Source organism: Bacillus sp. AK124 (genome assembly GCF_053903085.1).
Map to the genome: position 1 here is coordinate 344,736 of NZ_CP096378.1, position 15,901 is coordinate 360,636.

Annotated in this window: 15 protein-coding genes; 12 read left to right on the top strand and 3 right to left on the bottom strand. The window is 45.7% G+C overall.

Annotation, left to right across the window (positions count from 1 at the left end):
• Positions 1-8: 8 nt before the first annotated feature.
• Positions 9-2,429 (bottom strand): S8 family peptidase, encoded by a 2,421-nt coding sequence (locus M1E06_RS01645; protein WP_035337924.1) that lies wholly within the window; start codon positions 2,427-2,429, stop codon positions 9-11.
• Positions 2,430-2,911: 482 nt separating this feature from the next.
• Here M1E06_RS01645 and M1E06_RS01650 point away from each other — a divergent pair, with 482 nt between their 5' ends.
• The 5 genes from M1E06_RS01650 (at position 2,912) to M1E06_RS01670 (ending at position 7,508) form a co-directional block, all read left to right on the top strand.
• Positions 2,912-3,202, top strand: coding sequence for a hypothetical protein (locus tag M1E06_RS01650; protein ID WP_023857019.1), 291 nt, complete (start codon positions 2,912-2,914; stop codon positions 3,200-3,202).
• 42 nt (positions 3,203-3,244) lie between these two features.
• The gene (locus M1E06_RS01655) at positions 3,245-4,075 is read left to right on the top strand and encodes a PRD domain-containing protein (RefSeq protein ID WP_023857020.1); all 831 of its coding nucleotides are present in this window, start codon (positions 3,245-3,247) and stop codon (positions 4,073-4,075) included.
• Between the two features lie 242 nt (positions 4,076-4,317).
• Positions 4,318-5,697, top strand: a complete 1,380-nt coding sequence (locus tag M1E06_RS01660; protein ID WP_023857021.1) for a sucrose-specific PTS transporter subunit IIBC — start codon at positions 4,318-4,320, stop codon at positions 5,695-5,697.
• Between the two features lie 18 nt (positions 5,698-5,715).
• Entirely contained in the window at positions 5,716-7,152 is a 1,437-nt protein-coding gene (locus M1E06_RS01665) for a sucrose-6-phosphate hydrolase (RefSeq protein WP_039073063.1), read from the top strand.
• An 89-nt stretch (positions 7,153-7,241) separates the two neighbouring features.
• Positions 7,242-7,508 carry a hypothetical protein gene (locus M1E06_RS01670; protein WP_023857023.1) on the top strand — a complete coding sequence of 89 codons (267 nt, stop codon included), beginning with the start codon at positions 7,242-7,244 and terminating at the stop codon, positions 7,506-7,508.
• A gap of 33 nt (positions 7,509-7,541) precedes the next feature.
• Here M1E06_RS01670 and M1E06_RS01675 read toward each other — a convergent pair whose 3' ends face one another.
• Positions 7,542-8,354, bottom strand: a complete 813-nt coding sequence (locus M1E06_RS01675; protein ID WP_020453339.1) for a bifunctional hydroxymethylpyrimidine kinase/phosphomethylpyrimidine kinase — start codon at positions 8,352-8,354, stop codon at positions 7,542-7,544.
• A 237-nt stretch (positions 8,355-8,591) separates the two neighbouring features.
• Between M1E06_RS01675 and M1E06_RS01680 the strand changes: the two genes are divergently transcribed.
• Together M1E06_RS01680 and M1E06_RS01685 are read left to right on the top strand one after the other, a co-directional pair.
• A complete protein-coding gene (locus M1E06_RS01680) occupies positions 8,592-9,410 on the top strand; it encodes a glycosyltransferase family 2 protein (RefSeq protein ID WP_020453338.1) in 819 nt (272 codons plus the stop codon).
• Between the two features lie 13 nt (positions 9,411-9,423).
• Positions 9,424-10,101, top strand: coding sequence for a uracil-DNA glycosylase (locus tag M1E06_RS01685; protein WP_020453337.1), 678 nt, complete (start codon positions 9,424-9,426; stop codon positions 10,099-10,101).
• Positions 10,102-10,151: 50 nt separating this feature from the next.
• On the opposite strand, the gene M1E06_RS01690 is transcribed toward M1E06_RS01685, so the two are convergent.
• Positions 10,152-11,534 (bottom strand): aldehyde dehydrogenase, encoded by a 1,383-nt coding sequence (locus M1E06_RS01690; RefSeq protein ID WP_039073062.1) that lies wholly within the window; start codon positions 11,532-11,534, stop codon positions 10,152-10,154.
• A gap of 271 nt (positions 11,535-11,805) precedes the next feature.
• Here M1E06_RS01690 and M1E06_RS01695 point away from each other — a divergent pair, with 271 nt between their 5' ends.
• The 5 genes from M1E06_RS01695 (at position 11,806) to M1E06_RS01715 (ending at position 15,809) form a co-directional block, all read left to right on the top strand.
• On the top strand, positions 11,806-12,114 hold the full coding sequence (locus M1E06_RS01695) for a YwdI family protein (RefSeq protein ID WP_023857026.1): 309 nt from the start codon (positions 11,806-11,808) through the stop codon (positions 12,112-12,114).
• Between the two features lie 38 nt (positions 12,115-12,152).
• Entirely contained in the window at positions 12,153-13,454 is a 1,302-nt protein-coding gene (locus M1E06_RS01700) for a purine/pyrimidine permease (RefSeq protein WP_023857027.1), read from the top strand.
• A gap of 67 nt (positions 13,455-13,521) precedes the next feature.
• A complete protein-coding gene (locus M1E06_RS01705; RefSeq protein ID WP_025810614.1) occupies positions 13,522-13,893 on the top strand; it encodes a DUF423 domain-containing protein in 372 nt (123 codons plus the stop codon).
• A 156-nt stretch (positions 13,894-14,049) separates the two neighbouring features.
• Positions 14,050-14,688 carry a response regulator gene (locus M1E06_RS01710; RefSeq protein WP_023857029.1) on the top strand — a complete coding sequence of 213 codons (639 nt, stop codon included), beginning with the start codon at positions 14,050-14,052 and terminating at the stop codon, positions 14,686-14,688.
• Positions 14,689-14,702: 14 nt separating this feature from the next.
• Positions 14,703-15,809 carry a sensor histidine kinase gene (locus M1E06_RS01715; RefSeq protein ID WP_035337917.1) on the top strand — a complete coding sequence of 369 codons (1,107 nt, stop codon included), beginning with the start codon at positions 14,703-14,705 and terminating at the stop codon, positions 15,807-15,809.
• The last annotated feature ends 92 nt before the right edge of the window (positions 15,810-15,901 follow it).

Consider the following 15,901-nt stretch of genomic DNA (forward strand, 5'->3'; position numbering starts at 1 on the left):
GCTTGTCATTATTCGACGATAAAAGGGTCTTCCGTCAGAATGTAGCTTGATTTTCCTTTGGCGGACGCATAGGCTAGCATATAGTATTTTCCGGACTTAAGGGTTGCGGCGTCATTGATTTTGCCGTTCCATTGATAAGATTGATAGCCTTTGCCTTGGTTTTTATAAACGCCGGCCTGCCCGAGAAGGTTCAGATTTTCATCATAGACGAGAAATGCGAGCTCTTCAGCCCCGCCCGGCAGGTAGGCTTCGATCGTGTAAGCACCCTGCTTTGCCCCCGGTTCAACCGTTACGGATGTGACGCGCGGGTAGTCAGGCTCTTTGACGATCAACAGGAGCGGAATTTCGGCGACTTTTCTGCCTCCTTCACGGACGTAAACCGTGCCTTCATATGTGCCTGCTTTCGTTTTGGCGGAATTGACGGTTACTTTTGCCGTTGCTTTACCTGTTTGATGGGCCGGTACCACGACTCGTTCCGTTCCTGATACCGTGATGCCCGCTCCTTTAAAGGAGTATTCGAGCTGATAGGCTTTTCTGAATGAAGAAAGGTTTTCAATTGTGAACGCTTGTTTTTTCGTTTGTTTTCCTTTGTCTTTCAGGAACGTTCCGTATGAGTGGCTGCCCGGCGTTACAATTGATGAAGCATGAAGGGCCTCGATGATGCGGATGCTGCCCCCTCCTTGCGTATTGTGAGGGAGAGGCTTTCCGTTTTCATCCGTCAATTTTTCCGCCGTATTCATCAGCACGCCTTTGATTTGCTCTGGCGTCCAATCCGGTTTGGCCTGCTTTAATAGGGCTGCCGTTCCCGCGACATGCGGGGAAGCCATGCTTGTACCCTGCTTTGAGCCGTAACCGTGAGGGTTTTTCGGATCGTGGGTCGGAATGGTGCTGACGATATTGACGCCTGGCGCTGAAACGTCAGGTTTAATCATCCATGTATCCATGACAGGTCCGCGTGACGAGAAGGAGGCAATCGTTTCCCCGAGCTTTTTGTCCAATTTGAAAGAAAAGACAGCAGAGCGTTTCCCTTCTTTGATCTGCTGAACAAGCTTTTCACCCTCTTCTTTCGACAATTTGACAGTCGGTACGGCCATCCCCATAACGTTGGCCTCGATTTCCCCTGTTACATTATTGTAAATCACGGCTCCGACAGCGCCGGCGTTTTTGGCGTTTTCGGCCTTATCCACAAATGGAATGACGCCTCTCTGGATAACCGCTACTTTTCCTTTCACATCTTTGCCTGTAAAATCGTCAGCTTGTCCGATCCCAGCTTCAACAAGTTCCACGTCTTGACCGTTCAAAGCTTCAAGATCTTTTTCCTCCTGGTATCCCATCACTTTTGCTGACGAATACGAAGGAAGCCTCACAGAATATTCATTATATGGAAGCTGCGAGGCGCCGACGGAAATCGCATCCCTTGAAGTTCCCGGCGAGCCGACCGTCCAGTTTTCCGGTCCGCTGTTTCCGTTTGACGTAACGGCGACAACTCCTTCGGCCATCGCCCAGTCCAGTGCGATGCTTGTTGCATAATCAGGGCTGTTCAGTGAATTGCCCAATGAGAGGTTCATCACTTTTGCTCCGTCCGCGACGGCTTTTTCAATGCCTGCAATCACGTTCTCGGTTGTTCCTGAGCCGCCGGGGCCGAGCACACGGTAAGCAAGAAGCGTTGCTTCAGGCGCCACCCCTTTAATCTGACCGTTCGCGGCGATGGTCCCCGCAACATGGGTGCCGTGATCAGTCGCTTCTCCGCGCGGGTCGCCTGCCGGTGTTTCTTGTGGATCATAGTCATTATCCACAAAGTCATACCCCTTATATGGGCCGAAATTTTTCTTTAAGTCAGGATGTGTGTAATCCACACCCGTGTCAATGACAGCTACCTTAATGCCTTTACCGGTATAGCCTGATTTCCATGCCTGATCTGCTCCGATGTACGGTGCACTTTTATCCATCTGTGGATAAATGGCATCCGCTGCAAGTGTCACGTCTTTTCCTTTTATGCTGTCAGGTTTGTAAGCTGCGTTCGGATAAACCGCTTTTACTTCCTTGACGGCGAGCAGCTTCGGAATTTCACTGGCCGGCAGTTTCATTGAAAAACCCGAAAATACACGGTCGTATTCGCGGTTTATTTTCGCTTTTTTGAGTGTTTTCAGCGCACTGTTTTTCGCTTTGCTGCGAGCGGTTTTTAAAGAAGCTTTCGTTTGCTTTTCCCCATCCGCTTTTGCTTCGGCAAGCGACTTTTCTTTCAGCTCCACAATAACTGTTGTCTGTTTATCAGACGTCACATCAATATCACCGTAGATTTCAGCTTTCTCAAGTTCAGGCGACTTTTGATCGGGAACGGATGTTGCCTGCACTCCGGTGAGGAATGTGGATAACGAAAATAATAGAATAAAAGCCATAACGAAATAGCGCATGATACTTTTTCTCAATCTGTTTTCCCCCTTACGGATAAATGGTTTCTTTGTAATCCTTAGAGTTTCGAACTTTTAAAATATTCTCTCAGTTTCAAAAAAATCCTTCTATATATAGAAATAATTTTCAAAGATTCAATGTATTGGAGTGGATGTCTTTAGATTTATGCACAATTTACTGTGTATAAGTGAATAAACTTGTGTATAGATATTGTAGGGAATATACGTTCTTATACTAAATGTTGAATAAATATGTGGATATGTGGATATACCCTGTGGGTAATATGTGTTTATCCTTAGGATAAACTGTGAGTAAGTTACATTCATGGTTTATTTCCGTTGAATCATGCGTTTCCATCAGTTTTCAACAAAACTTCTAAAAACTAGAATCATTTTGCACACACATTGTGACAAACATTTTCATTTTGCTGGGATAAGATAGAGCAAGAAAGTTTAATAGAGTTGCTAGTTTTATCACAACGAAACTGGAGGGGATCGGTATGAAAGGTTTGATATCATTTTTAAAATTATGGACGGCCGTGCTGCTGAATGCGGTGGTGCCTGTCAGAGAGACTCAGATGAAGGTGATGGCGTTCGCCGGCGGTACATATCAGGCTGCCGATGCTTATCAGGCAGGCGGCTTTTCGGAAAAAAGAGAAGAATCAACAGAGCGGATGTCGGGCTGTAAGAGAGCGATGCCAGGCAGTTTTACGACAGAACCCAACCGGGCTGTTTGCCAAAAAGCGGTGAAGAGGGTAAGAGCCGGACCAACTCTTTACACGGGAACTTAAACAAGGTAAAATCCCACTCATAACGGGAAGTGGGTGACGGCTTTGAAAATCTATAAAGTATTGAACAACAATGCAGCAATCATAAAGGAGGATGGTCAAGAAAAAATTGTCATGGGGCCTGGTATCGCTTTTCAAAAAGGCAAAAACGATACCATTCCAAGAAACAAGGTAGAAAAAATTTTTACCATTCATGAAGAAAATGAAAAGTTTAAACAAATCCTCGAAACACTTCCGGAAGAACATATTGAAGCTGCCGAAGAGATCATCAGCTATGCGGAAGGGCGGCTGTCCGCACCGTTGAGTGATCATATCCACATCGCCCTTGTGGATCATTTGTCATTTGCGATCGAGCGAGTCCGCAAAGGATTCGTCATTCAAAATAAATTATTAAATGAAATCAAAGCGCTTTATAAAAAAGAATATGAGATCGGACTCTGGGCAATCGATTTGGTCAAAGAAAAATTGAAAGTCGAATTGCCTGATGATGAAGCGGGTTATATTGCGCTGCATATTCATACCGCAAAAATGGATGCGGAAAACATGCAGAAGACGCTTAAATACACGAACATCATCAAAGAATTGATAGAAAAAATCGAATGCTGTTTCAATCAGAAGATTGACGAAAACAGCATCTCATATCAGCGTCTTGTCACGCATCTCAGGTATGCCATCAACAGGCTGGAATCAAATGAAGCGTTTCATGTCATGGACGATGACATGCTTTATTTCATCCGGAAAAAGTATCCTGAAAGCTACCAGTGTGCGGCAGGGCTGGCGGATTACGTGAAAACTGAATATGATCTTCATCTTCCGGAATCGGAAGTCGGATATATTACGCTGCATGTCCAGCGTTTAAATGATTCCTATAGGTAATACCGCCTGATAACGTGCGATCAGGCTTTTTTTAGGTCGATTTTCACAGAAAATAAAAAAGTAGTTGACGAAAGCGTTATCACATAATAAAATGAAAGCGTATTAAAAAATAAATACCGGGGATTGTGACTGGTAAAGCAGGCAAGACCTAAAATTTGCTAGATGAATGGGGAGAATCTATCCGTCATTCGTTGGTGAATTTTAGGTCTTTTCTGCTTTTTTTAAAAAAAGGAGGAGTCATCATGAATCACAAAGAAATCGCCGTACGTCTTATACAGCTTCTTGGCGGAGAAGATAATGTCATCAGTGCAGCTCATTGTGCGACAAGGCTTCGTTTGGTGATCAAGGACGAAGCGAAAATCGACCAGGAAAAGGTCGAAGAGTTGGAAGGTGTAAAAGGAGCCTTTTCGAGCTCTGGCCAATACCAGATTATTTTCGGAACAGGACTTGTTAATAAAGTGTATGAACAGTTTGCCAAAGAGCTGAATCTTGACCAAAAGGAAACGGTTCAGCACAGCGATGCCGCAAAGGGAAAAATGAATCCTTTAGCGCGATTCGCGAAAACGCTGTCAAATATTTTCGTGCCCATCATCCCGGCCATTGTTGCAAGCGGTTTATTAATGGGGCTGTTGGGGATGATGAAGGCATTTCAGTGGGTCGATCCTGATGCAGCGCTGTATAAAATGCTTGATATGTTCTCAAGCGCGGCATTTATTATCCTTCCGATCTTGATCGGTGTCAGTGCTGCGAAAGAATTTGGCAGCAATCCTTACCTGGGGGCTGTACTTGGAGGTATTTTAATTCACCCGAGCTTGTTCAATCCTTGGGGACTGGCAACTGCATCTCCGGATGTGATGAACTTTTACGGGCTCAAAATTGAGATGCTGGGCTATCAAGGAACCGTTGTTCCAATTTTGCTTGCCGTGTATGTGATGAGTAAAATCGAAAAAGGCGTAAGAAAAATTGTTCCAAACGCGATCGATCTTTTAGTGACACCGTTTGTCACGATTATTTCAACGGGATTTATTGCCTTTATCGCAATCGGTCCTTTAGGAAGAATGCTTGGTACAGGGATCACGAACGTTTTAACTTATGTGTATGATCTTGCCGGACCTGTTGCCGGACTGATTTTCGGAGGAACATACTCGCTGATCGTTTTAACTGGTGTTCACCACAGTTTCCACGCGATTGAGGCCGGCCTTATCGCTGATATCGGCAGGAACTACCTGCTTCCGATCTGGTCTATGTCCAATGTCGCCCAAGGCGGGGCCGGACTTGCCGTATTCTTTTTGGCAAAGCGCGCAAAAACAAAAGAAATCGCTTTACCTGCTGCTTTCTCTTCTTTTCTCGGCATTACCGAACCTGTTATTTTCGGTGTTAACCTCCGTTACCGCAAGCCGTTTATCGCGGCAATGGCCGGTGGAGCGCTCGGTGCTGCATACGTTGTCTTTATGAATGTTGCGGCAAACGCCTACGGTTTGACGGGAATACCGATGATTGCGATTGTTGCCCCGCTTGGAATGGGCAACCTGATCCATTATTTAATCGGAATGGCGATCTCTGTGTCTGTCGCGTTTATCACAGCCTTTATCTTAGGAATTAATGAAGACGAGAAAAAGTGACGGAAGGAGGGGAAAACGATGAATCAAGATCAGGAGCTTCGTCAAAAGGCAATAAACCGGGTTGAAGAATACCGGGATATTGTAAACCTTGATCCCTATCGGCTGCATTATCACATCTTGCCTCCTGTCGGACTGCTGAATGATCCGAACGGGTTCATTCAGTGGAAGGGAGTTTACCATCTTTTTTATCAGTGGATGCCTTTTAAAACGGGGCACGGTGCAAAGCTGTGGGGGCACTACTCTTCAACAGATCTCGTGAACTGGCGGCATGAAGAGATCGCCCTCACGCCGAGCGACTGGTTTGATAAAAACGGCTGTTATTCAGGAAGCGCGATCGCTGAAAATAATGTGCTCCACCTGTTTTATACGGGGAATGTCAGAGACGACGAGGGAAATAGGGAGACCTATCAATGTCTCGCCGTCTCGAAAGACGGCATCTCGTTTGAAAAACAGGGGGTTGTTGCAAGGCTTCCGAAAGGATACACGGCTCATTTCCGCGATCCGAAAGTATGGAAAAAGAGTGGCAGCTGGTACATGGTGCTCGGCGCCCAGACTGAAAAACTTGAGGGCAGAGCCGTTCTGTTTCAATCGGATAATTTGAAAGACTGGCAGTTCCTTGGCGACATCACAGGTTCAAATACAGATCAGCTCGGGGAATTCGGCTATATGTGGGAATGCCCTGACATGTTCGAACTAAACGGCAAAGACGTCTTAATTGTCTGTCCGCAAGGCCTTGAAGCAAAAGAGATGCGCTACCAAAACGTCTATCAGTCAGGTTATTTTGTCGGTGAATTGAACGAGCAGAAACCGGGTTTTACACACGGAGACTTTGAAGAGCTTGACCGCGGCTTTGATTTTTATGCGCCGCAGACGACAAAAGACGAATCAGGCCGGAGGATACTGGTTGCCTGGATGGGTGTTCCAGACCAGGATGAACAGAGCCAGCCGACGATTCAGCATCAATGGGTGCACTGTATGACATTGCCGAGGGAACTGCATTTGCAAAACGATAAAATCGTTCAAAAACCGGTCGCGGAGCTTAGAACGCTCCGCCAAAACGAAAAACGCGCAGCAATATCACTTAATCAAGGCACCGAAAAACTGGACATTGTTCAACCGGACAAAACCGAGCTTTTCATCAGCCCGCAACTTATTGAAGACAGCTTTGAGATTTCCTTCAGGGGTGCCGCGCGACTCATTTACAATAAAGCTGACGGCATCATAACTTTGGAAAGAAACAGCTATGTTGATGAAAGAACGGAAGCCAGACATTGTCGTTTGCATGAGCTCCGCGATTTAAACATCTTTTTAGACGCGTCTGCGATTGAAATCTTCGTCAATGGGGGAGAGGAAGTCTTTACGGCAAGATATTTTCCTTACCCGGGAAATAATGATGTTTGGATCGGTGCCAGAAAAGAAATCATAGTGAATGTAACATCCTGGACGGTCGCATAAAGGGAGCGGGTGCGGTTTGCTATTTTCTGTACAATCCCTTTATGATATGCTTTTTTTAGAGAGAGTGCAGTGAAAAAGGGGTTGTTTTTTTGGATCAAAACCAGCAGAAGTTGACAGCTGTGCGTTTGAAAAAAATAGCGGATCATATTGAGGATACGAGAGAGGAATACAATGGTTTGCTCCTTCAGATGAAGAAGCTGATCGGCGGTATTGAAGATAAAACAATTCCGGATGATGAAGAAATACAAAAGAAACTTCAAGACACTTATGAACAAATGAAAGAATATGCTCTTTTTGTGGAATCGATCGAGACTTTCTTAAGATCATCTGCAAGAACGATCAAACGCGAAAGCTAAATAAAAGCCAGCCCCTTTTAATGGGGCTGGCTTTTATTTGCCGCTGAGCCGTAAAGCGGAGTGCTTCGTCGGCCCGACGTATTGATTCAAACGGAATGATTCGCGGATGGCTTCCGTAATAAATGTTTTTGCAGAATAAATGGCTTCTTTTACATTTGAACCTTTGGCGAGTTCAGCCGTAATCGCTGCGGAATAGGTGCAGCCCGCCCCATGCGTGTATGGAGTTTCAATTCTTTCTCCTTCGATGACTTCTGCATCCCGGCCGTCAAATAATACATCTACCGCTTTTTCGTGATTCAGTTTGCCTCCTCCTGTAATGAGGACGTGTTCAGCGCCGAGGCCGTGAATGACTTTTGCCGCTTCCTTCATTTGCTCAACCGTTTTAATTTCTCCAAGTCCGCTGAGCTGGCCGGCTTCAAAAAGGTTTGGCGTAATGACCGTGGCAAGCGGAGCCAAAAGCTCTCTTAAAGCCTTTGCGTGTTCGGGATACAGCACTTCATTTGCTCCTTTACATACCATAACGGGATCAATGACGACATTTTTCATGCTGTGCTTCTTGATTGTGTCTGCCGCCAATTCAATGATATCAACGGTCGGAAGCATGCCCGTTTTCATCGCATCTACCCCGATGCCGTCCACAATCGTCGACAGCTGGGCGCGGATGACTTCTGTATCAACTGGGAATACCTGGTGATTCCAGTTGTTCTCAGGATCCATGGCGACAACAACCGTAAGGGCCGTCATTCCATAGACGTTCTTTTCTTGGAACGTTTTTAAGTCCGCCTGAATGCCGGCGCCTCCGCTTGAGTCAGAGCCGGCGATTGTCAGTGCTTTGTGCATTGTCATGTTCAGTCAATCCTCCACGATAAGAGATTCCATCCAAAGTTGGTTTATTACTTATTATAGACAGCTTTTCGCAAGATCACAATGAAATGGCTGCCGCTTTATAGTGCAGCGGTCCTCTGCCAAATTTCGTGAATGGATTGGCATAAAAAACCAAACCATCTTTTGATCCATGTGAAATTATTCGCATTATGATTTAATATGTTTAGAATGAAATAAGAAGGAGCGTATATCACAAATATGAACATATCTATCGTAGTTGTCACGCACAACCGGGTCACCGCTTTGTGCGAATTGCTTGAATCCATTACAAAACAGTCTGTTGCACCGTTTGAAGTCATTATTGTTAATGATGCCGGGGAGAGCGTCGACTTTGTTGAGCGCCTTTATTCAGACCTTCCGATCAGAGTTATCCATCTGAAAGAAAACGTGAAGCATGTAAAAGCGAGAAATATAGGGGTGAAAGAAGCTTCCGGAGATGTTATTATGCTGTGTGATGATGATGATTTTTTCACTCCGTGCCATATGGAAAGAATGTTGAATGCGCTGGAGACCGCCGATTTTGTTTATTCGGATGCTGAGATTGTGTCTTTCGAAGAAAAAGAGGATAAAAGAATTCCGACAAGCCGTTATCTTTTTGCGTATTCCTTTAACTTGGATGAAATGAGGAAGTTTTCTACATATGTTCCTTCAGGGAGTATGTACAAACGGTCTCTTCATGACGAGATCGGCTATTTTGATCCTGCTGTCCACAATTATTGGGATTGGGACTTTTTCCTGAGAGCAGCTGAGCGCTTTCGCGTGAAAAGGGTTCCTTTTGCAAGCGTCATCTATGCGTTTTCAGATCAGGGTGACAACCAATCCGGAGATCTTGGCGGAATGAGACAGTATTATTTGGATGTCTTGAGTGAAAAGCATCAGCTTGGCAAGCTGCCGACAAAGAACTTTTTCGTACTTCTCGAAGAACCTGCTATGAAAAAAAGGGAAGCGGAAAGCGAAATCGTCTGGGACGGAAAACCGGTCGCATCCAGGCTTTCCGCTGCAAGACAATTGAGTTAAGGAGGCCTGAACATTGAAACAGATTTTGAATGACAGCTGGTGGCAGCAGCTGAAGGACGAGTTTAATAAGCCTTACTATCAAGAACTGAGGGAAATGCTGAAAAGGGAGTATGCAGAGCACACCGTATATCCTGAACCGAACGATATATACAATGCTTTGCATTATACTTCCTATGAAAATGTTAAAGTCGTGATTCTCGGCCAGGATCCGTATCATGGCCCGGGGCAGGCCCATGGCTTAAGCTTTTCCGTACAACCCGGTGTCAATCCGCCGCCTTCTTTGAAAAATATCTTTATAGAATTGCAGAATGACATTGGCGCCGACATCCCTAATCACGGTTCTCTCGTCAGTTGGGCCAAGCAAGGCGTTCTGCTGCTGAACACCGTTTTGACTGTGAGACGGGGCCAGGCAAATTCGCATAAAGGAAAAGGGTGGGAACAGCTGACAGACAGTATCATAGATGTTTTAAACAAAAGAGATAAGCCGGTCGTTTTTATTCTCTGGGGCCGGCATGCCCAAATGAAAAAAGAGCGAATCGATACATCCAAGCATTTCATTATCCAGTCGCCGCATCCGAGCCCATTCTCGGCTAGAAACGGGTTTTTCGGGAGCAGACCGTTTTCAAGAGCCAATCAGTATTTGGAACAAATCGGTGATGAGCCGATTGATTGGTCCCTTCCGAATCTTTAAAATCGCGAGAACCGCTAAAATAAGCGGTTCTTCGTTTGTCTGGCTCCTATCTACCTGAGAAGTTTTTTGATGATTCGCAGCCCGTTTTTTGATGAAGGGTAACGGAATGAAATGTCAAACAGGTTTGTCTGTTTTAAAACGCTTTTCTCGTGGGAAAACGTCTTAAAGCTGTGATACCCATGGTAACTTCCGATTCCGCTTTCGCCTACGCCGCCGAAGGGGAGGTAAGGTGTGGCTGTGTGCATCAGCGTGTCATTGATGCATCCCCCGCCAAATGAAATCCGGCTGAGGATGTGCTTCTGTACCGGTTTTTCATTCGTAAACAAATAGAGCGCGAGCGGTTTAGGGCGGCTTTGAACCATTTGGATAACGTCTTCGATTGTTTCATAGCCGATGACAGGAAGGAGCGGCCCGAAAATCTCTTCCTGCATGATCGGCGATTCCCAGTCGGGTTCATCGATAATGGCCGGAGCAATTTTAAGTGCGTCTTTTTGATACGTTCCGCCTGTTACGATATTCTCGTTGTGTAAAAAGCGGAGTAACCGTTCGAAATGACGTTCGCTTATGATTTTTCCGTACGCCGGATGGCTTTCCGGCGCTTTTCCGTAAAATGTTTGGATCGATTGCTTCAGAGCGTGCAACAGCCCGCTTTTCACATCTTTGTGTACGAGCAGATAATCAGGCGCAATGCACGTCTGTCCTGCGTTTGTCAGCTTTCCGAAAACAATCCTTTGAGCTGCAAGCTTAAGATCAGCATCCTTGTGCACGATGCAGGGGCTTTTTCCGCCAAGCTCAAGTGTGACTGGAATGAGCTGTTTTGCTGCGGCTTCCATGACGACTTTGCCCACGGGAACACTGCCTGTAAAAAAGATATAGTCAAATTTTTGCCGCAAAAGCTCTTGATTCGTCTCCACCCCGCCCTCAATAACGGACACATATTCGGGCGGAAAGATTTCCTTAATCATCTTGGATATGACGCTGGATACGGCGGGAGCAAGCTCTGACGGTTTGATGACGCCCGTATTCCCCGCAGCAAGTGCGCCGATCAGAGGCGAAACGGCAAGCTGAAACGGATAGTTCCATGGCGCGATGATCAGGACCGTGCCATAAGGCTCCGCAATGACGATGCTTTTTGAACCGATGTGCGAGACGGCCGTTTTGGCCTTTTTCGGCTTGGCCCATTTTTTTAATCGTCTGCTGATGAAGCGGATTTCTTCCAGTACAATGCCGATTTCCGTCATATAGGCTTCGTGCTCTGATTTATTAAGGTCTTTCTGAAGGGCTTCAAGTATGTCCCGTTCATATTTTTTTACAGCATTCTTAAGAATGTTGAGCTGTTCCAGACGATTTTCAACAGCGAGTGTTGCCCCGCTTAAAAAATATCGCTTTTGCTCGGTAACGGTCGTTTCGATGGAGGGTGTACGTTCTGCCATTCCCTGATTCCTTTCGCTTTTAGAAATTCGAGTGAAGTTTTTTTTCATTATGTGTGACAGCCTTTTCAGCTGTCAACTTTTAGCCGTAATAAAATCGGCGTTTTCCACCTGCGTTTGCCTGCAGATATCTTTTTTAAAAGTGCAAAAGGTGATATTTCACAGCAGGAGAGGTAATTTTTCGCAATGGATATTTGCAAAGTGCATTCGGCACGGGAGAAGTTAATTTGGTAAAATGAAATGGAAACTGAAAACGGTTTGGAGGATCGATTTGATGAACATACATATATCAAGTTTGCTGCAGAAGATGGAGGACGAATTGAAAAAAGCAAAGGAATGCAGCCAGGAAAATGAATTGAAAATGCACATCGCGGTTATCCGCTCCCTTTGCGACGTCATTGTTGAACCGCAGCAGCGGCCGTCCGTCCAGTCTTCACCCTATGTTCAAACGGCCAATAAACCATCGAGCGACCAGCTGATGCTAGAAAAAATGATGGGGAGCGCCGGTGCTGAACAGTACAAAAAACAAGAGAAACAAAAGCACGAAGATGACGGCAACGGAGATTCTATTTTTGATTTCTAGGCGCCGTCGGCTGTTTTAAAAAAGAGAGGTTGATCAACTTGAAACTGCTTTTTGGGGCTTTACAATGGACGGCATTTATTATTGCGGCCGCAATCGTGGTGCCCATTGCAATCGGGCAGTCATTCGGGCTGAACCAGGCAGAGACCGCTGGGCTGGTTCAAAGCACTTTTTTCGTGCTCGGCACAACGGCTTTTATCCAATGTTTATTGGGACACCGCCTGCCGATTAATGAGAGTCCGGCCGGCCTCTGGTGGGGCGTGTACACGATTTATTCCGGTCTTACAGGGACCGTATTTGCGACTCATATTGAAACGCTTCAGGGGCTGCAGGGAGCGATGCTGCTAAGCGCGGTTTTCTTCTTTATTTTTAGTTTATTTAAAGTTATTGATAAGCTGGCTGTGATGTTTACTCCTGTTGTGACGGGCATTTATTTACTGCTGCTGGTCATCCAGCTTAGCGATCCGATCGTTAAAGGTGTCATGGGGATCGGCTACCGGAAAAACGAGGTCGATATACCCGTGTTTTTGCTGGCGGTTGTGGTCATGCTGGCTACGTTTCTGATGAGCCGGTCAAACATTCCGGTTCTCAAGCAATATTCAATTTTAATTGCGCTTTTCGGCGGCTGGGTCTTATTTGCCGTATTCGGCGTGGCGAAGGCGCCTGAGCATGCGAACCAGCTGTTCCGCCTTCCGGATATTTTTCCGTTCGGAATGCCGCTGTTTGACAGCGGATTAGTCGTTACTTCGCTATTTATTACAGTATTGTTAATCGTCAATATGCTCGCCAGCATACGGGTGGTTGAAGGAGCGGTCAGACAGTTTGAGAAGCTGGAGGAGAGGAGGCGGGCACGTCCTGCCGGATTTATCGCCTCCGTCAGCCATTTGCTGAGCGGATTGCTCGGAGCTGTAGGCACGGTGCCGATATCCGGGGCGGCCGGGTTTATTCAAACGACGAGAATGTCTTCGAAAAAACCGTTTTTGCTCGGGAGTTTGATCGTGATCGTCATCAGCTTTTTCCCGCTGGTCATGAATACTTTTGCCAGCCTGCCGTCTCCGGTCGGCTTTGCGGTGAACTTCGTCGTGTTTTCAACGATGGTCGGCCTGGCATTTGCCGAATTCGATTCTTATGAAAAGGACGAGGCAGGCCGCATCCGTTTTGTTACCGGGATTGCGCTCCTTGCCGGCGTGGGGGTCATGTTTGTACCTGAAAGTGCTTTGGAAGGAATGCATCCTGTTTTTGTTTCCATTTTAAGCAATGGGCTTGTCCTTGGAACAATTGTAGCGATTGCTGCGGAACAGATGCAGCTACGGAAAAAGAAATTTGACAATATCGTGTCATGAGATGTGTAAACGTTGAAATTAAAGGCGTGTGCGCTATGATGATAAAAGAAAGGCGGGCGATTTGATCGTGAAATTATTTTTAATTTTAGGTGCTGTCAATGCGATGCTTGCGGTTGCTTTAGGGGCGTTCGGAGCTCATGGTCTTGAGGGGAAAATTCCCGAGAAATATTTGCAAATCTGGCAGACCGGCGTCCAGTATCATATGTATCATGCGCTCGGTTTAATTGCCGTCGCGCTCATCGCGTCAAAGCTTACAGATGCGGGAAGCGTAACTGCGGCAGGTTGGCTGATGTTTGCCGGAATCGTTTTATTTTCAGGAAGTTTATATGTCCTCAGCCTTACGCAAATCAGCGTCCTCGGTGCGATTACTCCGCTGGGCGGCGTGGCGTTTATTGCCGCATGGATCATGGTTGTTGTATCAGCTGTTAAATACTTGTAGCTTACTAAAAAGCCAATCTCCTGAAAGGATTGGCTTTTTTTTATTTTAACAGGGGCTGATTCATGGTAATTTAATGTTATGAACAGGGCGAAAGACCCGGCTTTTGCATTTTGACAGAAGGGATGTGCATGGCGGAGGACCGGTCTCCGTTCAAAGATGAAAATTAAAGTGATCATTGCGGATGACAATTCATTCATAAGAGAGGGTATGAAAATCATACTGAGCACTTATGATGAATTTGAAGTGCTGGCGACGGTGGAGGATGGCTTGCAAGCGGTCGAATTTTGCCGCGGCCAAGCTGTGGATATTGCACTGCTTGATGTCCGCATGCCCAACATGGATGGAGTGGAAGCTGCGCGGCTCATTTCAGAAACGGGCGCCAAGCCTTTTATTTTAACAACGTTTGATGATGACGAATACATCGTCGCTGCCATACGGAACGGAGCAAAAGGATATTTGCTGAAAAATGCCGATCCTGAGCGAATTAGAGACGCAATTAAAAGCGTGTACAACGGCCATACTGTCATGCAGGATATCATCCTCGACAAGATTAAATCCAATTTGGCGGAGCATAAAGAAGCGGAATCCAAAATAGACGAAAGCCTGTTTACCGAACGCGAGCTCGGAATTATGGCCCTGATTGCCAGAGGGCTGTCCAATAAAGAAATATCGAAAGAACTGTTTATTTCTGAAGGTACGATTGCCAATTATATTTCCTCGATTTTGGGGAAAACAGGGCTTGAACACCGGACGCAAATCGCAATTTATTATTTAACTGGAAAAGTTAACTTTTAATCTGGGGGATCACCATGGAATTGCGGATTATGACCGGCAAACTGATTTTGCTGGGATTTATCATCTATCAATGCGTTTCTTCGGAAATTGACAATCTGCCGTGGCTTGTGTTCAGCATTCTTGTTTACGCCTGTATCAACCTCGGGATTGCAATTTTACCTGAAGGAAAAATAAAAAAGCTTTTTATTGTTATGTCTGTCATCATTTCAATTTTTTCTTATGCAGAGGTGCACCCCCTATTTATTTTATTTCTTCCTTTTAGCCTGTATGAAGGAGCAGCTGATTTCGGGCTGCCGAAGTGGATGGTACTTGCCGCTTCAATCGTTCCGGTTTTGTTTATCAATGAAAGCATCTCAGCGGTCTACGCGTTGACAGCCGCTTTTCAATTTTTGCTGTACTGGGCGGCAAGCCAAGATGCAGCGCGGATTGAAAAGCTTGAACATCATATCGATCAAACGAGAAGAGACCTGGAGAAGGTAACAAACATGCTGCGGGAAAACAAAGAGTTCATCAGACAATCCGAATATACGTATAAGCTTGAGGAGCGGAACCGGCTTTCCCAGGAAATACACGATAAAATCGGCCATTCCATGACAGGAGCGCTGATTCAGCTCGAAGCGGCGAAGCGCGTCCTTGACATAGACAAGGAAAAAGCTTCCGAGCTCCTGCAAAACGCGATTAACATCTCCAAGGACGGGATCGAAAATATCAGATTGACGTTAAAAAGCGTCAAGCCGCCCTCAGAACAGATGGGTATCCATAGATTGAAGCTGTTTATCGATGAATGTTCGGCGCGGTATCATATGAATATTTCATTTTTGCATAAAGGCGATTTGGATGTTATTTCTCAAATTCAGTGGAAGATTATGTTTGAAAATATCACCGAAGCACTGACAAACTCGGTGAAATATGCAGAAGCGACACATGTATCCATCTATATTCATGTGCTGAATACACTCATTAAAGCCGAAGTGAAAGACAATGGAAAAGGGCGGCAGAAAATCAAGAAAGGGATGGGGATCATCGGGATGGAGGAACGGGCCGCTTCTGTTAACGGAAAGGTGATTGTTGACGGTTCGAACGGCTTCTCTGTCACCACCTTGCTGCCCAAGCATGAATGATTTCATGAATTGAATATGAATTTTCTCATGTGAAAAAGATGAAATGCTGCACTGCCGCACCATTCATCTTTTTTTTATAATGAAATCAAAAT